Raw genomic sequence first — 21,484 nt, 5'->3', positions numbered from 1 at the left:
GGAAACGGCCTGTTCAGGCCGCCACCGCCTGCTGATCCACCAGGCCCATCGCCGCCCGTTCACTGGGAGGAATCAGCACCTTGAAGCGCCCCTTGGCCGCGGCCCAGTCGGCCAACAGCGCTGAGGCCTTGCTGCTGCCAGTGGCAACCACGTGAGCTTCCAGCAGCCCTTTGAGCGTGGCCTCCTGCTGCGCGGTGGTGAGGCTGCACACCGCAACGATCTCAGGATTGACCCTGGAGGCGACGCGGTCGCCTTCGTCCAGCAGGAAGGTGACGCCACCGGTCATGCCTGCACCCACGTTGCGGCCGGTGCTGCCCAGCACCACCACCACGCCGCCGGTCATGTATTCACAGCAGTGGTCGCCGGCTCCCTCCACCACGGTGCGGGCCCCGCTGTTGCGCACCCCGAAGCGCTCACCGGCGCGACCGAGGGCAAACAGCTCTCCGCCCGTGGCGCCGTAGAGGCAGGTGTTGCCGAGGATCACCTGATCGCCTGGATTGGCACAGCCATCAGACGGCACAAGGCTGATGCGACCGCTGTTCATGCCCTTGCCCACATAGTCGTTGGCTTCCCCCTCCAGGCGCACGTTCATGCCCTGAACCAGGAAGGCACCGAAGCTCTGGCCGGCAGCACCCTGGAAGGTGAAGTTGAGCTGGCCGCTGAAGCCGCGGTTGCCGTGGCGCTGGGCAATCTCACCGGCCAGGCGGGCCCCCACGCTGCGATCGGTGTTGACGATCGCGATCGTGCGGCTGAGGGAACCATGACTCTCCACCGCTGCCATCAGCTCGGCATCGGCCAGCAACTGATCCTCCAGGATCGACCCATTGCCATGGGCTTCAGCACTGTGGCGCAGCCAGGAACGGTCCTCTGAACCCTGGATCGGTGCTAACAGGCTGGAGAGATCCACTCCCTGGGTCTTGGCCAGATCCACCGCACGGGGTTGAAGCAGATCGCTGCGGCCGATCAGGTCCTCGAGTTTGGCCACACCGAGGAGGCTGAGCAGCTGACGCACTTCTTCCGCCACGTACCAGAAGAAATTCACCACGTGCTCGGGCACACCGGTGAAGCGCTTGCGCAGGGCCTCCTTCTGGGTGGCCACGCCCACTGGGCAATTGTTGGTGTGGCAGACGCGGGCCATGATGCAGCCCTCGGCGATCATCGCCACTGAGCCGAAGCCATACTCTTCAGCGCCAAGCAGGGCTGCGATCACCACATCCCAGCCGGTCTTGAGGCCGCCATCGGCCCGCAGCAGCACCCGATCCCGCAGGCCGTTCTCGACCAGGCTGCGGTGCACTTCGGTGAGACCCAGCTCCCAGGGGCTTCCGGCATGTTTGATCGAACTCAGCGGCGAGGCCCCGGTACCTCCGTCGTGGCCGGAAATCTGAATCACATCTGCATTGGCCTTGGCCACACCGGCGGCGATGGTGCCGATACCGATCTCGGCCACCAGCTTCACGCTCACCGGCGCCTTCGGGTGCACCTGGTGCAGATCGTGAATCAACTGAGCTAGATCCTCGATCGAATAGATGTCGTGATGGGGCGGCGGTGAGATCAGCGCCACGCCGGGTTTGCTGTTGCGAAGCCAGGCGATGTAGTCATCCACCTTCGGGCCGGGCAGCTGACCGCCCTCACCGGGCTTGGCCCCCTGGGCCACCTTGATCTCCAATTGCTTGCCGCTACGCAGGTACTCGGCCGTCACACCGAAGCGTCCGGAAGCGATCTGCTTGATCGCCGAACAGGCGGTGTCGCCGTTGCGGAGGCCACCGATGCTCGGGAAGGCCTGCGAGCGGCCTTCGGCGTCCACATCATGAAGAACCTGGAAACGGGCCGGGTCCTCGCCGCCTTCACCACTGTTGCTCTTACCGCCGATGCGGTTCATCGCCACCGCCAGCACCTCGTGGGCTTCCCGCGACAAAGCACCGAGGCTCATGCCACCGGTGCAGAAACGCTTGCAGAGACTTTCCGCACTCTCCACCTGATCCAAGGGCAGCGGTGTTGGAGCCAGCTTGAACTCCAGCAGATCCCGCAGGGCTGTGACCGGCCGGTTCTCCAGCAGGGTTTTGTAAGTGGAGAAATGGTCATAGCCCGGCCCTTCAGCCACGGCCTTATGCAGAGCCTTGGCCATATCAGGACTGTTGAGGTGGTACTCACCGCCAGTGCGGTACTGCACAAAGCCCATGAACTCAAGCTTGCTGCGGTTGAGCTCCGGGAAGGCCTTGGCATGCAGTGAGAGCGTTTCATTGGCCAGCTCCGCCAGGGTCATGCCCGCCACACGGCTGGTGGTGCCGGTGAACGCGGTGTCGATCACATCGGCCCCGAGACCGATCGCTTCAAAAATCTGGGCACCGTGGTAGCTGGCCAGCAGCGAAATGCCGATCTTGGAGAGGATCTTGCGCAGGCCGTTTTCCAGGGAAACGCGCACATTGGCCTGCACCTTGTCGGCGTCTAGAACGGGCAGCTTGCCCTGCTCGATCCGCTTCTGGGTTTTGGGGTGGGCGAGCCAGTGGCGGGTTGTCTCCCAGGTGAGCCACGGGCAAACCGCGCTGGCGCCGTAGCCGATCAGGCAGGCCATGTGGTGGGTGCTCCAGCACTGGGCGGTGTCGATCACCAAGGAGCAGCGCAAACGCAGCTTCTGCCGCAGCAGGTGGTGATGCACCGCCCCCACGGCCAGGAGGGCCGGCATCGCCACGCTGGTGGCGGTCAGCTGGGCAGCGGCACCGGACCTATCAACACGATCGGAGAGCACCAACACCTGGGCACCGCTGCGCACAGCTTCCTCAGCCGCCTGACACAGCCCTTGAAGGGCCGATGACAAGCCACCGGCGCAGGCCTCAACGGCCACCTGGGTCGACAGGGTTGCGACGGGGAGTCCCTGCTCGCTGATCGCTGCAAGTTCGGCTTCATTGAGAACCGGAGTGTCCAGATGGATCACGGCGGCCGCCTCGGGCTGGGGCTTCAGCGCCGGCCGGCGCTCACCCAGATGCATTTCCAGGCTCATCACCAGCTTTTCCCGCAGGGGATCAATCGGCGGGTTGGTGACCTGGGCGAAGCGCTGTTTGAAGTAGTCGTAGAGAAGGTGGGGTTTGTCCGACAACACCGCGAGGGGGATGTCGTCTCCCATGCAATAGGTGGGCTCCTTGCCCAGTCCGGCCATGTCCTCGATCACCAGATCGAAGTCTTCGGCGGTGAAGCCCATGGCGGTCTGCAGCCGCAGCAGATCCAGCTCGCCGATCTGTCGATCTTGAGCCCAGGGTTGGGCCGCCACGCTGCGGCGGTGCTGCTGCAGCCAGTCGCCATAGGGGAAGCGTCCTGCTGCGTCCTCCTTCACAGTCCAGTTGTCGAGCAGCTGACCGTTCTCCAGATCCACAGCCACCATCTGGCCGGGGCCGAGACGACCCTTCTGAACAACGGTCTTGCCGCTGAGATCCACCACACCGGTTTCCGATCCCATGATCACGAAACCGTCGGCGGTGGTGCACCAGCGAGCCGGTCGTAGCCCGTTCCGATCCAGGGTGGCACCCACCCGTTTGCCGTCAGCAAACACCAGCAGGGCTGGACCGTCCCAGGGCTCCTGGATGCCGGCATTGAATTCGTACATCGCCGTCACCTCAGGACGATCCTCCAGGTCCGGCTGGTTACGGAAGGCCTCAGGCACCAGGGTGATCAAGCTGTCGGTGATTGAGCGACCGCTGCGCACCATCAGCTCCAGGGTGGCGTCGAGGTTGGCCGAATCACTGAAAGCCGGGTTCACCACGGGGTTTAGATCATCCGCGGCTTCACCCCAAACGTCAGCGAGGCTGGCTTCTGAAGCCTTGGCCCAGTTGAGGTTGCCCAGCAGCGTGTTGATTTCACCGTTGTGGCCAAGCAGCCGCATCGGCTGAGCCAGAGGCCAGCGCGGCAGGGTGTTGGTGCTGAAGCGGCGGTGATACACAGCAAAGCTCACCTCAAAGCGCGGATCACGCAGATCGGCGAAGTACTGCGCCAACACCTCGGAGCGCACCATGCCCTTGTACACAACGGTGCGGCTGCTAAGGGAGGCCACATACAGGTCACGGGACCCCTCAAAACCCCAGGTCTTGCGGGCGCGGGCACCGATCCGACGACGCAGTCGCAGCAACAATGCCTCGAAGCCATCACCATCGGGACCGCCGGCGAGACTCCACTGCTCGATCACAGGGGCGGTGTCCCGCGCCATGGGGCCCAACACAGATGGATCCACCGGAACCACCCGCCAGCCTGCGGATGTCAGGCCGAGGGACTCGGCTTCCTCATTGCAGAACTGGCGCGCCAGTTCCCGCCTCTCGGGGTCCTGAGGCATGAACATCATCCCGAGCCCACGGGCCGACGCCGCCTCGGGCCAGACCGCCTTCAGATAGCTCCAGGGGATTTGGCAGAGCACGCCGGCACCATCGCCGGAATCACCATCTCCCCCACAGCCGCCGCGATGCTCCATACAACCGAGACCGCGCAAGGCCTGCTGCAGCACCCAGTGACTGGTCTCACCGGACAGTTGCGCCAGGAAACCCACGCCGCAGGCATCTTTCTCACCGGCCACCGCCTCAGGCGCAGCACTGTCGCTGTAGGGCCAGAGGGATCCGGTGGGATGAGACATGACCTTCATGGATTCGGACAATCACCACCAGTGGAATCGGCGATCCAAGGCGGGATAGTCTCGAATCCTAAGGATTGATCAGCCCGGCTAGCGTCTGGCGCATGTCGTTACCGCCTCCCCCGCCTGCTCCTGTCGCTGAAGTGCGTCAAGCTGATCAGAGCATCGGCAGCAGAGTAAGGGTCGGTGAGATCTCTCAGAAAAGCGCCTGGCTTTGGATCGCAGGCAAGGGAAACTCCCCCAATCAACTCTGGCTGCCCTTAGACGTCCTGACCGGCCGCCTTGGATTCCGCAGAACAACAACGGCCGCGGGTGAGCAGCTCGAATGGTTCGGGCGTGATCAACTCCTCAGTGATCTCGAGACACGCACCCTGAAGGACGAGGTAGCGGTGGATGCCTGGCCCTGGTTCCGCGCCATCGGCGTCTCGGTGCAACGGCGGGAGACAACCCTTGAACTCTCTCTGGCATCACCGCGGATTGTCTCGATCCGCCAGGGCCGTGGAAGCACAGCTGGCCGCGTGGTGCTCGACCTTTCAGCTCCAGCATTGATCCAGCGCGATCAGCAGGGGTTGGTGTTGGGCGTGAAGAGCAACCGATCCCAGAACAATCTGCTGCGCAGGCTGGGCCTATCCCCGCAGACGCTCCAAGAGGCCCTGCGACTGACGAGCAGAGGTGGCGACCTCGACTTTTTCACGCTCAAAGCCCCGTGGCGCATCGTCATGGACGGGACCCAGCGCCGATCGGTCATCAGTGGGAGGGCTCGCACCTCGCCTTTTCGGGCGGCACGTTTCACCCCTGAGATCCAGCAGGCAATTCGCGAGGGGCTGATCCTGGACATCCGGCCCGTGCAGGTTGGGGTCAAGCCTCTGCGCGTCTATCGCGCAGGGTGGCCTCTGGGCAACGAGAGCCTTCTGCTGCGTCCACTGGCCCCTGTCAGGGCCCAGACCGGGCTTCGGTTCCTCAACCAGCTCGCCCAGCCAGCGAACGCCCTGGCCGCCATCAACGGCGGTTTCTTCAACCGTGTGCGTCAACTGCCCCTGGGAGCCGTACGCCTCGACGGGGTCTGGCTTTCCGGTCCGATTCTCAACCGTGGAGCCGTGGGCTGGGATGGGCCAGGCCCGCTTCTGTTCGACCGGCTTCGCCTCGATCAAGAGATACGCGTGAACGGTGGACGTCGCTGGGGACTTGGATTTCTGAACAGCGGCTACGTACAGCGGGGCTTGAGCCGGTACACCCGGGCATGGGGTCCCATCTACCGATCTCTCAGTGGGGAGGAACAGGCCATCCTGATCCGCGATGGACGGGTCACCGATCAGTTTTCCCGGACTGAACTCGCTCGTGGGGTTCCTCTTCCCCAAGGCGCATCCCTCGTTGTGGCTCGCGCCAGTGCACCCCTTCCAGCCAGGCCCGGTGACGAGGTCGTGATTCGCCTGAGGGCATCAAGCCCGGTGGGAGAACGCCATCAGGTCATGGCGGGCGGCCCCCTGTTGCTGAAAAAAGGACAGGTGGTGCTACGTGGACGACAGGAAGGATTCAGCCCAGGATTTCTCGGCCAGGCCGCTCCTCGGACCGTGGTGGCGCAAGACTCAAAGCACCGCTGGATGCTGACGCTTGAAGGACAAAGCGGCAGCGATCCAACCTTGCTGGAAACCACGCTGGCCCTCCAGCAACTGGGCCTGAGCGACGCCCTGAATCTCGACGGTGGGAGCTCTACCACCATGCTCATCGCCAACAGGACCGTCATGACAGGACGGGGCGTACCGCCGAGGATCCAGAACGGCTTGGGGTTGATCAAACCCTGACTGGGAAAGCTGCGAAACTGAATTCACCTGTTGATGCACGACGGTGGGCGCAATCCTTCAGATCACCGCAGCTGCCGCTGCCGAACTCGGTCGCCAGGCTGCCGTGGCGGGGACCCCAGGGCTAATGCACCTTGATCTGCAGCACGGACACTGCGAAAAGCACGTGATCCGCCTGCAGCCTGGGCACCTCTCCGGGAGACCGATCGCAAGGGCTGACGGAGTCACTCTTCATGCGCCTGAACCCCAGATCGAGCTGCTTGAAGGACTCACCCTCGACTACAGAAGCGACATCAGCGGCGGTGGGTTCCTGATTCTCAGCAGTGATCAGGTGCGCTGCTGCGCCTGTGGAAGTGCTTTCAGCCGCAACTGAGCGGTGCAGGGGGGGGGCGACCCGGTAATGTTGTGGATTGTCGAACCAGGTCGGGTCCCCGGCCGCATACCGACCGTCGATGCCAACCATTCAGCAACTAATCCGCACCGAGCGCCAGAGCTCTAAAGCGAAGACCAAATCACCCGCGCTCAAATCCTGCCCTGAGCGTCGCGGGGTCTGCACCCGTGTGTACACCTCCACGCCGAAGAAGCCGAATTCTGCTCTTCGCAAGGTGGCCCGTGTGCGCCTTACATCCGGTTTTGAGGTGACGGCGTACATCGGAGGCATCGGTCACAACCTTCAGGAGCACTCGGTTGTGTTAATCCGCGGAGGCCGTGTCAAAGACCTCCCAGGCGTTCGCTACCACATCATCCGCGGAACGCTCGACACTGCCGGCGTGAAGGATCGCCGACAGTCCCGGTCCAAGTACGGCGCCAAGACGCCCAAGGAGTGATACCGAGCGATCCGTCCATTGGATCGCCTGTTTTCATCCACCATCCATCCACCCCTCATCGTTCCCTCCCACTGACAGTCCATGTCACGCCGTAATGCCGCCGTCAAGCGTCCGGTCCTCCCGGATCCTCAGTTCAACAATCGCCTTGCAACGATGCTCGTGGCCAGGCTCATGAAACACGGCAAGAAGGCCACGGCGCAACGCATCCTTTCCGATGCCTTCGGCTTGATCGGGGAGCGGACCGGTGGTGATCCGATCGAGCTGTTCGAAACGGCAGTCAAAAATGCCACCCCCCTCGTGGAAGTGCGAGCACGTCGCGTGGGTGGTGCCACCTATCAGGTGCCGATGGAAGTTCGTCAGGAACGGGGAACAGCCATGGCCCTGCGCTGGCTGGTGAGCTTCTCCCGTGCGCGCAACGGCCGCAGCATGGCCCAGAAGCTGGCCGGTGAACTGATGGATGCGGCCAATGAGGCCGGCAGCGCTGTACGCAAGCGCGAAGAGACTCACAAAATGGCCGAGGCCAACAAAGCCTTCGCCCACTACCGCTACTGATCCGCGGTCGCCCTGCCGGCCTCACCGGCCGGGGGCTGAGCTGTAGAGTCTCACCCGCCTTTTAACGCCCCACCCCGGAGTTTCCTGTGGCTCGCGCCTTTCCCCTGGAACGCGTCAGAAATATAGGTATTGCCGCTCACATCGATGCCGGCAAAACCACAACCACCGAACGCATCCTGTTCTATTCAGGTGTGGTTCACAAGATCGGTGAGGTGCACGATGGCGCCGCCGTGACCGACTGGATGGCCCAGGAGCGGGAACGTGGCATCACGATTACTGCGGCTGCCATTTCCACGAGCTGGAACGACCACCGCATCAACATCATCGACACCCCTGGGCACGTCGACTTCACGATCGAAGTGGAGCGCTCCATGCGCGTGCTGGATGGTGTGATCGCTGTGTTCTGTGCTGTTGGCGGCGTTCAACCACAATCAGAAACCGTTTGGCGTCAGGCCGATCGCTATTCCGTTCCCCGGATGGTGTTCGTGAACAAGATGGACCGCACTGGTGCGGACTTCCTCAAGGTTCACGGTCAGATCAAGGATCGACTCAAAGCCAATGCGGCCCCGATCCAACTCCCCATCGGTGCTGAGGGTGATCTAAGCGGCATTATCGATCTGGTTGAGAACAAGGCCCACATCTACAAGGATGACCTTGGTCAGAACATCGAAGTGACGGATGTCCCTGACGACATGAAGGATCAGGTCGCTGAATGGCGCAACTACCTCATGGAAGCCGTCGCAGAGACCGACGAAGCGCTGATCGAGAAGTTCCTCGAAACTGGCGAACTCAGCGTTGAGGAGCTCAAAGCCGGAATCCGCAAGGGCGTGCTGAAGCATGGCTTGGTGCCCGTGCTGTGTGGCTCTGCCTTCAAGAACAAGGGTGTACAACTGGTTCTCGATGCTGTTGTCGACTACCTTCCGGCTCCGATCGATGTTCCCCCGATTCAGGGTTTACTTCCCAGCGGAGAAGAAGCGGTTCGTCCTTCCGATGACAGCGCTCCCTTCAGTGCACTCGCCTTCAAGGTGATGGCTGATCCTTACGGCAAACTCACCTTTGTTCGGATGTACTCCGGTGTGCTGCAGAAGGGCAGCTACGTCTTGAACTCCACGAAGGATTCCAAGGAGCGCATTTCCCGTCTGGTGGTGCTGAAAGCCGACGATCGTGAAGAGGTCGACGAGCTGCGCGCCGGCGACCTCGGGGCCGTGCTTGGCCTCAAGGCCACCACCACCGGAGACACCCTTTGTTCCGCTGAAGATCCGATTGTCCTCGAGACCCTGTTCGTTCCTGAACCGGTGATCTCAGTGGCCGTGGAGCCCAAGACCAAAGGAGACATGGAGAAACTCTCCAAGGCACTGGTGGCTCTGGCAGAAGAAGACCCCACTTTCCGCGTGAACACTGACCAAGAGACAGGTCAGACCGTGATTGCCGGCATGGGAGAACTTCATCTGGAGATCCTGGTGGACAGGATGCTTCGGGAGTTCAAGGTCGAAGCCAACATCGGTGCACCGCAGGTGTCCTACCGGGAGACAATCCGCGCGTCCTCACGGGGCGAGGGCAAGTTCTCCCGCCAGACCGGAGGTAAAGGCCAGTACGGTCATGTGGTGATCGAAATGGAACCCGGTGAGCCGGAATCCGGATTCGAATTCATCAACAAGATCGTTGGTGGTGTTGTTCCCAAGGAATACATCAAGCCCTCTGAAATGGGCATGAAGGAGACCTGCGAATCCGGCGTGATTGCCGGTTACCCGCTGATCGACGTGAAAGTCACGATGGTCGACGGCTCCTATCACGACGTCGACTCCTCGGAGATGGCGTTCAAGATCGCAGGCTCCATGGCCTTCAAAGATGCCGTCAAGAAGTGCAATCCTGTGCTTCTTGAACCGATGATGAAGGTCGAGGTCGAGGTTCCCGAGGATTTCCTCGGCTCGGTCATCGGCGACCTGTCCTCCCGTCGGGGTCAGGTTGAAGGTCAGGCGATTGACGATGGCACGTCGAAAGTCTCGGCCAAGGTGCCCCTGGCCGAGATGTTCGGCTACGCCACCGAACTCCGATCCATGACCCAGGGTCGGGGTATTTTCTCGATGGAATTCAGCCACTACGAGGATGTTCCTCGCAACGTGGCCGAGGCCATCATCTCCAAGAATCAGGGCAATTCCTGATCTCTAACCCCCCTTAATTCACCCCCTCGATTCTTCACAAAAAATGGCACGCGAGAAGTTTGAAAGGAACAAGCCTCACGTCAACATCGGCACCATTGGCCACGTTGACCATGGCAAAACAACCCTGACCGCTGCGATCACCAACGTGCTCGCCAAGAAAGGCCAGGCTCAGGTTCAGAATTACGCCGACATCGACGGTGCACCTGAGGAGCGTGAGCGCGGTATCACCATCAACACCGCTCACGTCGAATACGAGACAGATACCCGTCACTACGCCCACGTGGACTGCCCCGGTCACGCGGACTACGTGAAGAACATGATCACCGGTGCTGCCCAGATGGATGGCGCCATCCTGGTGTGCGCCGCCACTGACGGCCCCATGGCCCAGACCAAGGAGCACATCCTGCTGGCCAAGCAGGTGGGCGTTCCCGCTCTGGTGGTTGCACTGAACAAGTGCGACATGGTCGATGACGAAGAGATCATCGAGCTGGTCGAAATGGAGATCCGCGAGCTTCTCTCCAGCTACGACTTCCCCGGCGACGACATCCCTGTGGTTCAGGTCTCCGGCCTGAAGGCCATCGAAGGCGAAGCGGACTGGGAAGCCAAGATCGAGGAACTGATGGAGGCTGTTGACGCCAACATCCCTGAGCCCGAGCGCGAGGTTGATAAGCCCTTCCTGATGGCTGTGGAGGATGTTTTCTCCATTACCGGTCGTGGAACCGTGGCCACCGGCCGTATCGAGCGCGGCATCGTCAAGGTAGGCGAAGAAGTCGAGATCGTCGGCATCCGCGATCCCCGCAAAACAACCGTCACCGGTGTGGAGATGTTCCGCAAGCTGCTCGACGAGGGCATGGCTGGCGACAACGTCGGCCTGCTGCTGCGCGGCATCCAGAAGGAAGACATTGAGCGCGGCATGGTGCTGGTGAAGCCTGGCTCCATCACCCCTCACACCAAGTTCGAAGGTCAGGTGTATGTATTGAAGAAGGAAGAGGGTGGCCGCCACACTCCTTTCTTCGCTGGCTATCGCCCGCAGTTCTACATCCGTACAACGGACGTGACCGGCCAGATCACCGCGTTCACCGCGGAAGACGGCAGCAACGTGGAAATGGTGATGCCCGGTGACAATATCCAAATGACCGGTGAGCTGATCTGCCCCGTTGCCATGGAAACCGGCATGCGCTTCGCCATCCGTGAAGGCGGCCGCACCATCGGTGCTGGCGTGGTGTCCAAGATCATCGAGTGATCTAAAGCCATCCAGACGCGGGGATGATCCGACCACGGTCGGTTCATCCCCTAATCTTTTGAAATGGAGTCAGCAGTGTTTGCGAACAAGCTGAACTGCACCTCGACAATCCACCTCTCGTGATCTCCTCAGGAGATTCCATCGCGCTTCATGTCAACTGCCATTGCTCAGCAGAAGATCCGCATCCGTCTCAAGGCGTTTGATCGCCGCATGCTGGATCTCTCTTGCGACAAGATCATTGAAACGGCCGACACCACGGCAGCGACTGCCATCGGCCCCATCCCCCTCCCCACCAAGCGCAAGATCTACTGCGTGCTGCGTTCCCCTCACGTGGACAAGGATTCCCGTGAACACTTCGAGACCCGCACCCATCGGCGCATCATCGACATCTACAGCCCTTCAGCCAAAACCATCGACGCTTTGATGAAGCTGGATCTTCCCAGTGGCGTTGATATCGAAGTGAAGCTTTGAAGTCAGCTCGATGAACCGGTCAGCTTCCTAGGATCAATTCCCCGATTGATGCGTGCGTGGCTGACCTGTCCGTCAGAGAACTTCCTCTTTTCCCTCTGCCGGACGTCGTGCTCTTCCCGAGCGATGTGCTGCCATTGCACATCTTTGAATCTCGCTACCGGATGATGCTCCAAAGCGTCCTGGAGACTGACAGGCGCTTCGGCGTCGTCCGGTGGGATCCTCGCAGCCAAAGCATGGCCTCCATCGGCTGCTGTGCCGAAGTGATTCAGCATCAAACCGGTGAGGATGGGCGAAGCAACATCGTCACACTTGGCCAGCAGCGCTTCCGGGTTCTGAACGTGACCCGTGACACGCCCTTCCGTTCTGCCATGGTCAGTTGGATCGAAGACGATCCAGTTGAAGACATTCATTCGCTCCACTCCCTGACGGAATCGGTTGCATCTGCCTTGAAGGATGTCGTCGAGCTCACTGGCAAACTCACCGATTCACCGACTGCACTTCCGGACGATCTTCCTGATCTCCCCAGGGAGCTCTCCTTCTGGATCGGTGCTCACCTGGGCGGCCCCGTTGCCGATCAGCAACAGGAACTTCTTGAGCTCACCAGCACCCGCAGCAGACTTGAACAGGAGTTCAGCATGCTGGATGAAACACGCCGTCAACTGGCAGCTCGCACCGTCCTGCGGGACACTCTGTCGTCCTCCAATTCGGATGACGGCTGATGCCCCTGCCCGCTTTTCTCGGACCAGCCGCGATCGGTGTGGTTGCTATCGCCGGCGGGTATGCGCTGTGGTCTCGGCGTAATCGCGCGTACCTCTCCAGTGAGAGTGTTGCTTCGGCTTACGACGCCTGGACGGAGGACAAACTTCTTGAAACCCTTTGGGGCGAGCATGTTCACCTAGGTCACTACGGAAATCCTCCCCGCAGCAAGGATTTCCGTCGTGCCAAGGCCGATTTCGTCCATGAATTGGTTCGTTGGAGCGGCCTGGATCGCCTGCCCACAGGAGCGAAAGTGCTGGATGTGGGTTGCGGCATCGGCGGCAGCGCCAGGATTCTTGCCCGGGATTACGGCTTTGACGTTCTGGGAGTGAGCATCAGCCCAGGGCAGATCCGGCGAGCCACCGAGCTAACTCCGGAGGGAATGACCTGCCGGTTCGCCGTCATGGATGCCCTGGATCTGGAACTGAACGATGGGGGATTTGACGCTGTTTGGAGTGTTGAAGCCGGTCCGCACATGCCGGACAAACAGCGTTATGCCGATGAGTTGCTGCGCATGCTCCGTCCTGGTGGAATCCTGGCCGTCGCCGATTGGAATCGTCGTGACCCGCTGGATGGACCTTTGAATGGCCAAGAGCGCTGGGTGATGCATCAGCTGCTCACCCAATGGGCGCACCCTGAATTCGCCAGCATCCGTGGGCTGCAACACAATCTGGAAACCAGTGCCTATTCCAAAGGTCCGATCGCAGTGGCCAATTGGAACCAGGCGACTTTGCCCTCATGGAACGAGTCAATTCTGGAAGGCCTACGGCGCCCCGCAGCGGTGTTGCGACTCGGCCCCTCGGCCATCCTTCAGGGGTTGCGCGAAACACCGACCCTGCTGTTGATGCGCTGGGCCTTTGCCCGGGAAATGATGCAGTTCGGTGTGTTTCGCCTCGATAACGTTCAGGACAGATCTGAGCTCGGATAGGCACCAAACTGGGCCAGATGCTCACAGAGCGGTTCAAGGTGGGACTCGAGTGCATCAAGACTTACCGAAGCCATCCCCTTCGGGAGCTCCACATCCACAAAAAACACATATTCGCCGAGCTCCCTCTTGGAAGGTCGTGATTCGATTCGATTCATGTTCAGTCCAAGCCCAGCGATGGCCTGGAGGGCCTCGATCAGTGCACCAGGTGCATTGCGATGCAACGAAAAAGCCAGGCTGGCAACATCGCCGTCCCGCAGCCGTTCACCCCGTTTCAGAAGCAGAAAGCGGGTGCAGTTCGCAGCCACGTCATTCACCGGGAATGCAAGCTGCTGCAACTCCAGGCGTGCCCCAACGGCGCGATCAGCGATCGCTGCACGAAAGCGGCTCCCCCGCACCATCCGAGCGGCTTCAGCCGTTGAGCTGGTGGGAAGCTGCAAGGCTCTAGGAAGATTGGTGGAAAGCCATCCGCTGCATTGCGCCAAGGCCTGGGGATGGGAGAGCACCTCCGTAATGTCATCCAACGATCCGCTGCTGAGCAGGGCATGACGAATCGGGAGCACCACGGCTCTGCGAATCGAAAGGTCCCGATGGGACCAGAGAGCATCGAGGCTGGCGGTCACGCCCCCCTCCACTGAGTTCTCCACGGGAACCACAGCACCATCGCAGCGGCCATCGGCCACATGGTCCACAACCGCGCGCAATCCAGTGCACGCCACAAGCTCTCCATCGGGGATGTCTTCAAGAGTGAGCATCTCCCTCGCTGCCCGTTCTCCGTAGGTTCCCTCTGGCCCCAGAAAGGCCAAACGCATCGGCATGAAGACCGTCCCTTGCATCGATAGGATCATGCCGCGTCAGCGGAAGGTCCATGGCTCTGGCCTTCAACGCCAGTCAAAAGCTCGATCTTCCGGTTGTGGCCCAGAAGGCCCTCCTGGGGGCTTACCTGCAAGAGAAGGATCGCGTGATCAAAGCTCTGCTCGATCCCCGTCAGCTCTCGAAAACAGGCGAAGGGACCTACACCTACACAGTCACCACACTCCAGGTGTTTCAACTGCAGGTGCGACCTGTCGTTTCCCTGGCCGTCGGGCTCAGTGAAGGCATCCTCAGCATCAAGGCCACAGATGCGACCCTCGACGGACTGGGACTCGTTGATGACTTCCAACTCAACCTCGAGGCCTTGCTGGAAGCGACGGAGCGCGGCCTGCAGGGGCAGGCAACGCTAGCGGTCAATGTCAGTCAACCCCCGCTGCTTCGACTGATCCCCAAGCGGGTTCTGGAAAGCACTGGAGAATCCATCCTCAACGGCATCCTGATCACGATCAAAGGCAGAGTCGGCCGTCAGCTGGTCAACGACTTTCAAGACTGGTGCCGGCACGCCAACGAAGGGCAAACCACGCCGTCAACTCGGGACTCCATCACTGGGAAGCAACCGGGTTAAAAAGGACCGCCGATGCAGAGACGTAGGGCCTGAAGCAATCAGGGCCTGGCGGTGCTGGGCAGTGCCATAGCCGGCATGACGTTCAAGGCCATAACCAGGAAACCGTTCTGCCAGTCGGCACATCAGCCTGTCACGGGCCACTTTCGCCAGAACGCTGGCACCAGCGATCGAAGCCTCTTGGCTGTCGCCTCGCACAATCGTGCGCTGAGCTCCCGTCCAGAGGCGCAAGGGCAGAACGCCATCCACAAGCACAAGCTCAGGCTCTTTCGGCAGCTTCTGCAGGGCCCTGAGCATGGCCAATTCCGTCGCCACCCTGATGCCCTGCGCATCGATTTCCCTTGCTGACCCCTGGCCAAGAGCCCAGGCCGAAGCCTTGGCTTGGATATGGGGAACCAGATCAACCCGCCGTCTAGCGGAGAGGGCCTTGCTGTCAGTCAGCCCCAGCGCCGTGAGCTCAGCCACCGCATCGTGAGGGAGGCTGACTGCTGCTGCAAAAACCGGGCCGAACAGACAACCGCGGCCGACCTCATCAACACCGACGATCACCCTGCCGTTGCAGATGAGCGCCGCCGACGACGACCGGGCCGCTCTTCAGCCCCTGCGCCATCGGGATCCTGCAGCGCCTGAACCGGAGAGGGCTCGGCATCAGGAAGAGCAGGAGGAGCGGCCACCTCTGGCACTGGAGCCACCTCAAGGGGTGTGATCTCCACCAACAGCGGCGACTCCATCGCAGGCGAGGCCTGAACATCGAGCTCGGAGGTTGGGGGGGGCACGGCGGGGCCATTCATGCTCTTCCCGGCACCGCGGCTGCCACGGGCACCGCGGCGCCGACGCCGGCCTGATGAGGCCGCCATCTGCTGGCGTGCTTCATCAAGAACGGCTTCCGCATCCTCTCCTGGACGAACCACACGTACAAGGAGATTGTCCTGGGATGGCGGCGGGTCCAGAAGCAGAACAGGGTTCAGACCAAGCCAGCCGTAAACCTTCTCCTGTTCATCATCCATGGGAACAGCCACCAGTTCGGGATCCTGACGCCGTGTGACCGGTGCTGGCTCAGTGGCTTCACTCGACGATTCCCCGGACACTCCAGGCTCCAGGCCTTCCTCGAGGACGGGAGTGTCCGTATTAACCGGAGAGCGTCCGCGGCCACCCCGTCGACGTTTGCCGTTGGCTGACTCCGTGGACGCGGACACCTCAGCGCGCGCTGACGCAGCCGAACGCACCAGGCCGGTGGCTGTCGCGAGGGGCTGGAGAAGATCTTTGCCGGGCAGAACAGCCACATGGCCGAGACCGCCACAGCTTGGACAGGCACGGCCAAACAATTCGTAGATGTTTTGACCTTGACGCTTACGGGTCAGCTCCACCAGACCTAGCTCGGTGAGCTGGGCAATCTGAGGACGGGCCGAATCGTCACGAATCGCCGTAGTGAAGTGCTCCAGGAGCTGAAGCTGATCACGACGTGAATCCATGTCGATGAAATCGACAATGATCACGCCGCCGATATTGCGCAGCTTGAGCTGCCGCGCAATTTCAACAGCGGCCTCACAGTTGGTCCAGAGCACGGTTTCTCTGGCATTCGCGGAGCGCGTGAAAGATCCCGAGTTCACGTCGATAACCGTGAGCGCCTCGGTGGGTTCGATGATCACGTACCCGCCCGAAGGAAGGTCAACCCTGGGCTTCAGGGCATCGCGGATCGCCGCATTGACCTTGAAATGCTCGAGGAGCTCATCAGGCTCACCGTGGGCTTCCACACTGACGTGAGCCCCTTCCTCACCAAGAAATCCGCTGACTCTCTCCACGGCTGCCGGATCATCAACAACCACGCGGCTGAGTTCTGGGTCGATGTGATCACGCAGGATTCGGTGGATGAAATCCTCATCGCGATTGAGAAGCACTGGGGGTGATGCCGTCTCTGCAGCCTTCTGGATGGCCTCCCACTGACGCAGCAGAGACTCAAGATCATCGATCAGGAGTTCTTCGCTCACCTCTTCGGCTTCGGTGCGAATCAGCAAACCCGCGCCCGGTGGTTTCACGAGGACCCCAAGGGCACGAAGGCGGTTGCGCTCGCCTTCAGAACTGATCCGCCTGGAGATGTTCACCCCCTGGCCACTGGGCTGAAGCACGAGGTAACGCCCTGGCAGAGCCAGATTTCCTGTGAGCCTGGGCCCTTTGGTGCCGGTGGGCTCCTTCATCACCTGCACCAGCACCTTCTGGCGGGGCTCGAGCAATTCGGTGATGCCAGCAGCACCTTTCTTCAGGCGCAGAGGACCAAGATCGGTGACGTGGATGAAACCGTTCTTTTCGCTTTCACCGATATTGACGAAAGCGGCATCAATTCCCGGAAGCACATTTTCAACTGTGCCGAGATAAACATCACCAATCTGATAGCGGCCCTGGGCCACGATCAGCTCATCCACACGGTCATCGGTCAGAACCGCTGCGATGCGCAGCTGTTCAGCGATGACAATTTGCTGGGGCATAAACAGAACTGACGACGCCCGTCAGGACAGAAGCCGATCGGTGGACTGAACAGCGCACCGCACGGAAGGGAGTTGAAGCTGAAAGCCCGAAGGCCGAAATGATGCGGAGTGGATCACTCCTTTCAGAACAATCAACGTGTACACGAAGATTGAAGAAGAGGCGATGGACCTCTCGTTCCAACGAATCTGGACAAGAAGACCGGGACGAATCTGTGGCGTAAGCCCTTGATGTGACGTCCTGAACGAAACCTAGCACCGCAGGAGTCCCAACTCCACGCGCCGAACCCGGGAGAGCGTCAGCTCTTCACCCAGTCGCTCAGACAGCCAGTGGCAGAGCTGGGCAGGTTTGAGACTGCGGCCCAGTTCATCCACAGCGGCCATCAACTCCAGCTGGGCCGACAGCGGTGGATCGGCAGCATCCACGGAGATCAGGTGCAGGGTCTTCAGCAGAGCCCTGACATCACGCCGCCGAGGTCGCCCCTTCTTGTCTGTGTCCTCCCAGATCAGTTCATCAGCGCGGAGCATCTCCGCAATCGCACCCTCCCACTTGGCTCTGGAGCAATCCGCCTGAACGGATTGAGCGCTCAGGGTGAAACACCAGCGGCTGAACACAATCCTTTGGGAGAGGCTCGGAGAGGACACAGGAACCTCTTCAGCGGCCAGGAGGCGCAGCCCAGGAGGCAACCGAGCCTGCCAGGACTCTTGTGCGACTTGAGGATCCACAGGGTCGGTGAATTCCAAATCCATCCACTCGCCCTCGGCCTCGACACCCAGAGGAAGCGCCAGTGCGAGCTGCAAGCGGGGAAGGGGATGAAATCCTCCCGTGAAGCTCACCGGCAGCCCCGATCGCCGCAGTGCTCTCTCAAACAGACGCACAAGGTCGAGGTGACTTAGCAGTGCCATGGCTCCGGTTTTGCTGAAGCGGAAGCGGATCCTGCAAATGCGCTCGCTGGCCGGAGACCGTTGAGGCTTTGCCTCAGGAATCGATGGAGGCGGCACCACAACGTTATGGCCCAGATCAGGGCCACAGACCCCGCAGCTGCTGCAGCCATCAAAGGAGCAGTCAGGAACGACTGTGGCGGCGAGCGCTTGCTGGAGATCGCCAGCAAGCCACTGCTTCTCGATGCCGCTGTCGATGTGATCCCACGGAAGCGGCTGACGGCAGAACGCCTGCAGATCGTGCCGCTCAAGCGCAGCCACCGCACTCCAGCTCCCGAGCTCCATGGCTCGATAGCGCCCCTGCAGCCCGGCGGCAGCGATGGCCCCGGTCCAGGCCTCATAGGTGCGATCAAGAGCCTCGAACCAGGCATCCATCCCTGCCCCCGCACGCCACGCCGCTTCGATCACCGGAGCCAAGCGGCGGTCTCCGCGGCCCACGAAATCCTCCATGGCCGAGAGGCGGACATCCGTGAAATTGAACCGCACCCCACGCAGTCTCCGCCCTGCCTCCCGAAGCAGCTGCTGACGACGCAGGAACTCCTCCGTGGAGACGCTGTGCCACTGAAACGGCGTGTGTGGCTTCGGAGTGAAGTTGCTGATCGTGATATTGAGACTGAGGCGTCCGAGATCCCGGCAACAGTCCTGGAGCATCCGACAGGTTTCGGCGATGCCGAGCACATCCGCATCGGTCTCTCCCGGCAACCCGATCATGAAATAGAGCTTCACCTTGCGGTAACCGTTCTGCATGGCCGTGCGGATGCCTTGCACCAGGTCCTCATCCGTGAGGCCCTTGTTCACGATGTCGCGCAACCGCTGGGTACCGGCCTCAGGCGCGAAGGTGAGCCCGGCCTGCCTCGCACCACCGAGGATATGAGCGATGTCCTCGTCGAAGCGGTCCACCCGCTGGCTGGGTAGCTGGAGTGTGACGTTGCGGTCGGCCAAGCGGTTGCGCAGCTCCACCCCCACCGCCGGCAGAGCGAGGTAATCGCTGCAGCTGAGAGACAACAGTGAAAAATCGCTGTAACCGGTGCGTTCCATGCCGGTTTCAACAGCCTCAATCACAGCCTCCGGTTCAACATCCCTGGCAGGGCGGGTGAGCATCCCCGGTTGACAGAAACGGCATCCGCGGGTGCAGCCGCGCCGAATTTCCACGGTGAGTCGGTCATGCACCGTCTCCACGTGAGGGACCAGCCCCATTGCGTAGTGAGGCATCGGTGTGGCCACCCGGCGCAGGACGCGTCGGGGCAGCGCCGGATCAAGGGGCTGCAGGGTGACGCCGTCGTCACCCGGTTCATACAGCGACGGCACATAGATCCCTGGCACTTGAGCCAGATCCCGAAGCAGCTGTGAGCGGGTCAGGCCATCGGCCTTCGCTTCAGCCACCACCAATCCGATCTCGGGCAGCAGCTCCTCACCATCGCCAAGGGCAATGAAATCGAAGAAAGGGGCATAGGGCTCGGGATTGCTTGTGGCTGTTGGGCCTCCGGCGAAAATCAGCGGCGGAGCTCCTGGGGCATTCAGGGGAAGGTCCCCACGGGCGTCCGCGCGGATCGGCACCTGACACAACGCCAGCATCTCCAAGATGTTGGTGGCACCAAGCTCGTAGCTGAGGCTGAATCCAAGAATGTCGAAGGCATTCAAAGACCAACGGCTTTCCACGCCGAACAGCGCTTGATCCTTCTCTCTTAGACGCTGCGCGAGATCGGATGCCGGCAAATAAGCCCGGTCACAGACCTGACCTGGAACGGCATTGAGAATCGAATAGAGAATGATGTGCCCGAGATTGCTGGCTCCGACCTCGTAGACCTCGGGGTAGGTGAGTGCCCAGCGGACCCGCGCACCAGCCCAGTCCCGGGGGACGACACCAAGTTCATGGCCGATGTAGCGGGCGGGCCGGTTGATGCCCGCATCCACGAGCTCATCGAACGGCGCTGTCTGGAGCTCTGTATTCACGGAGACGGTCAAGACGTCCCGACCCGGCTCACTGCATCGTATGTAGCAGGATGCCCCCAGACATCGGTTTCCCCGTGGTTCAGGTCAACGGCAACTACCTCAAACTCAAAGCTGGGTATCTCTTCCCAGAAATTGGCCGCCGCGTGAAGGCCTTCAGTGCCGCCCATCCCGACGCTGCCCTGATCCGCCTCGGTATCGGTGATGTGACAGAGCCACTGCCCCAGGCCTGCCGCGAAGCGATGAAAACCGCCATCGATGCCATGGGAACGGCCGAAGGCTTCCATGGCTACGGCCCCGAGCAGGGCTACGGCTGGCTGCGTGAGGCCATCGCGACCCACGATTTCAAGGCCCGCGGCTGCGACATCAGCGCTGAAGAGATCTTCGTCTCCGACGGATCCAAATGCGACAGCAGCAACATCCTCGACATCCTTGGTGAAGGCAATCGTGTTGCTGTCACCGATCCTGTTTATCCGGTGTACGTCGACAGCAACGTGATGGCCGGCCGCACCGGTGAGGCGGGCGATGAAGGCCGCTACGCGGGGCTGACCTACCTGCCAATTAGCGCCGACAACGGCTTTACGGCCCAGATCCCCACGGATCCGGTTGATCTGATCTATCTGTGCTTCCCTAACAATCCCACCGGGGCCGTTGCCACCAAAGAACAGTTGAAGGCCTGGGTGGATTACGCCCGCGCCAACGATGCTCTGATCCTGTTCGATTCGGCCTACGAGGCCTTCATTCAGGATCCCAGCCTGCCCCATTCGATTTTTGAGATCGAAGGCGCCCGTGATTGCGCCATCGAATTCCGCTCCTTCTCCAAGAATGCTGGTTTCACAGGCACCCGCTGCGCCTTCACCGTCGTTCCGAAGGGGCTGAAAGGCAAGGCTGCCAACGGTGAGGCCGTGGAGCTTTGGAGCTTGTGGAACCGCCGTCAAAGCACCAAGTTCAACGGCGTGAGCTACATCATCCAACGCGGTGCCGAAGCGGTGTATTCCGAAGCCGGCCAGGCCGAGGTGAAGGGTCTCGTGAGCTTTTACATGGACAACGCCACCATCATCCGTCGCGAGCTCAGTGCGGCGGGCCTCACAATTTATGGGGGTGAGCACGCGCCGTACGTGTGGATCAAGACTCCAGACGGCATGGACTCATGGGGCTTCTTCGATCACTTGCTCCACAAAGCCAATGTGGTGGGCACTCCCGGCAGTGGATTCGGTGCCGCAGGCGAGGGCTACTTCCGCCTCTCGGCCTTCAACAGCCGAGACAACGTCAACTCGGCGATGGCCAGGATCAAGGCACTCTGATCAGACGTGTACCGAATCGCTTTAGATTT

The 21,484-nt window shown here is 61.2% G+C and carries 16 protein-coding genes; 11 read left to right on the top strand and 5 right to left on the bottom strand.

What is annotated here, in order from left to right; translation table 11 throughout:
- Window positions 1-13: 13 nt before the first annotated feature.
- Complete coding sequence (gene gltB, locus SynMEDNS5_RS01870) at window positions 14-4,612, bottom strand: glutamate synthase large subunit (RefSeq protein WP_186584053.1); 4,599 nt, start codon at window positions 4,610-4,612, stop codon at window positions 14-16.
- A 101-nt stretch (window positions 4,613-4,713) separates the two neighbouring features.
- Between gltB and SynMEDNS5_RS01865 the strand changes: the two genes are divergently transcribed.
- From SynMEDNS5_RS01865 to SynMEDNS5_RS01825, 9 genes are all read left to right on the top strand, one after another.
- Window positions 4,714-6,411: a phosphodiester glycosidase family protein gene (locus tag SynMEDNS5_RS01865; protein ID WP_186584052.1), complete on the top strand. Its 1,698-nt coding sequence runs from the start codon at window positions 4,714-4,716 to the stop codon at window positions 6,409-6,411.
- Between the two features lie 43 nt (window positions 6,412-6,454).
- A complete protein-coding gene (locus SynMEDNS5_RS01860) occupies window positions 6,455-6,781 on the top strand; it encodes an AIR synthase (protein ID WP_186584051.1) in 327 nt (108 codons plus the stop codon).
- 79 nt (window positions 6,782-6,860) lie between these two features.
- The gene (rpsL, locus tag SynMEDNS5_RS01855) at window positions 6,861-7,235 is read left to right on the top strand and encodes a 30S ribosomal protein S12 (RefSeq protein WP_006042261.1); all 375 of its coding nucleotides are present in this window, start codon (window positions 6,861-6,863) and stop codon (window positions 7,233-7,235) included.
- Between the two features lie 81 nt (window positions 7,236-7,316).
- Window positions 7,317-7,787, top strand: a complete 471-nt coding sequence (gene rpsG / locus SynMEDNS5_RS01850; protein WP_186584050.1) for a 30S ribosomal protein S7 — start codon at window positions 7,317-7,319, stop codon at window positions 7,785-7,787.
- 86 nt (window positions 7,788-7,873) lie between these two features.
- Window positions 7,874-9,949 carry an elongation factor G gene (gene fusA / locus SynMEDNS5_RS01845; RefSeq protein WP_186584049.1) on the top strand — a complete coding sequence of 692 codons (2,076 nt, stop codon included), beginning with the start codon at window positions 7,874-7,876 and terminating at the stop codon, window positions 9,947-9,949.
- 43 nt (window positions 9,950-9,992) lie between these two features.
- A complete protein-coding gene (gene tuf, locus SynMEDNS5_RS01840) occupies window positions 9,993-11,192 on the top strand; it encodes an elongation factor Tu (RefSeq protein ID WP_186584048.1) in 1,200 nt (399 codons plus the stop codon).
- Between the two features lie 150 nt (window positions 11,193-11,342).
- Window positions 11,343-11,663, top strand: coding sequence for a 30S ribosomal protein S10 (rpsJ, locus tag SynMEDNS5_RS01835; protein ID WP_011932302.1), 321 nt, complete (start codon window positions 11,343-11,345; stop codon window positions 11,661-11,663).
- A gap of 56 nt (window positions 11,664-11,719) precedes the next feature.
- Window positions 11,720-12,382 (top strand): LON peptidase substrate-binding domain-containing protein, encoded by a 663-nt coding sequence (locus SynMEDNS5_RS01830; protein WP_186584047.1) that lies wholly within the window; start codon window positions 11,720-11,722, stop codon window positions 12,380-12,382.
- A complete protein-coding gene (locus SynMEDNS5_RS01825; protein WP_186584046.1) occupies window positions 12,382-13,347 on the top strand; it encodes a methyltransferase domain-containing protein in 966 nt (321 codons plus the stop codon). The genes SynMEDNS5_RS01830 and SynMEDNS5_RS01825 overlap by 1 nt, the downstream gene beginning before the upstream one ends.
- Here the strand turns inward: SynMEDNS5_RS01825 and pheA are convergent.
- Window positions 13,323-14,162, bottom strand: coding sequence for a prephenate dehydratase (gene pheA / locus SynMEDNS5_RS01820; protein WP_186585784.1), 840 nt, complete (start codon window positions 14,160-14,162; stop codon window positions 13,323-13,325). The genes SynMEDNS5_RS01825 and pheA overlap by 25 nt on opposite strands.
- A gap of 50 nt (window positions 14,163-14,212) precedes the next feature.
- Between pheA and SynMEDNS5_RS01815 the strand changes: the two genes are divergently transcribed.
- Window positions 14,213-14,782, top strand: a complete 570-nt coding sequence (locus SynMEDNS5_RS01815; protein WP_186584045.1) for a DUF1997 domain-containing protein — start codon at window positions 14,213-14,215, stop codon at window positions 14,780-14,782.
- Here the strand turns inward: SynMEDNS5_RS01815 and SynMEDNS5_RS01810 are convergent.
- The 3 genes from SynMEDNS5_RS01810 to SynMEDNS5_RS01800 all read right to left on the bottom strand — a co-directional run bounded on the left by SynMEDNS5_RS01810 (window position 14,744) and on the right by SynMEDNS5_RS01800 (window position 20,166).
- Window positions 14,744-15,328 carry a ribonuclease HII gene (locus SynMEDNS5_RS01810; RefSeq protein ID WP_186584044.1) on the bottom strand — a complete coding sequence of 195 codons (585 nt, stop codon included), beginning with the start codon at window positions 15,326-15,328 and terminating at the stop codon, window positions 14,744-14,746. The genes SynMEDNS5_RS01815 and SynMEDNS5_RS01810 overlap by 39 nt on opposite strands.
- A complete protein-coding gene (locus SynMEDNS5_RS01805; protein ID WP_186584043.1) occupies window positions 15,325-17,262 on the bottom strand; it encodes an Rne/Rng family ribonuclease in 1,938 nt (645 codons plus the stop codon). The genes SynMEDNS5_RS01810 and SynMEDNS5_RS01805 overlap by 4 nt, the downstream gene beginning before the upstream one ends.
- 249 nt (window positions 17,263-17,511) lie before the next feature.
- Complete coding sequence (locus SynMEDNS5_RS01800; RefSeq protein ID WP_186584042.1) at window positions 17,512-20,166, bottom strand: TIGR03960 family B12-binding radical SAM protein; 2,655 nt, start codon at window positions 20,164-20,166, stop codon at window positions 17,512-17,514.
- A 62-nt stretch (window positions 20,167-20,228) separates the two neighbouring features.
- Between SynMEDNS5_RS01800 and SynMEDNS5_RS01795 the strand changes: the two genes are divergently transcribed.
- Window positions 20,229-21,455 (top strand): LL-diaminopimelate aminotransferase, encoded by a 1,227-nt coding sequence (locus tag SynMEDNS5_RS01795; protein WP_186585783.1) that lies wholly within the window; start codon window positions 20,229-20,231, stop codon window positions 21,453-21,455.
- The last annotated feature ends 29 nt before the right edge of the window (window positions 21,456-21,484 follow it).

Origin of the sequence: Synechococcus sp. MEDNS5 (assembly GCF_014279875.1) — a bacterium.
GTDB lineage: Bacteria > Cyanobacteriota > Cyanobacteriia > PCC-6307 > Cyanobiaceae > Synechococcus_C.
Note: the sequence above shows the minus strand (reverse complement) of the source record. Positions and strands in the feature narration are given on the sequence as shown.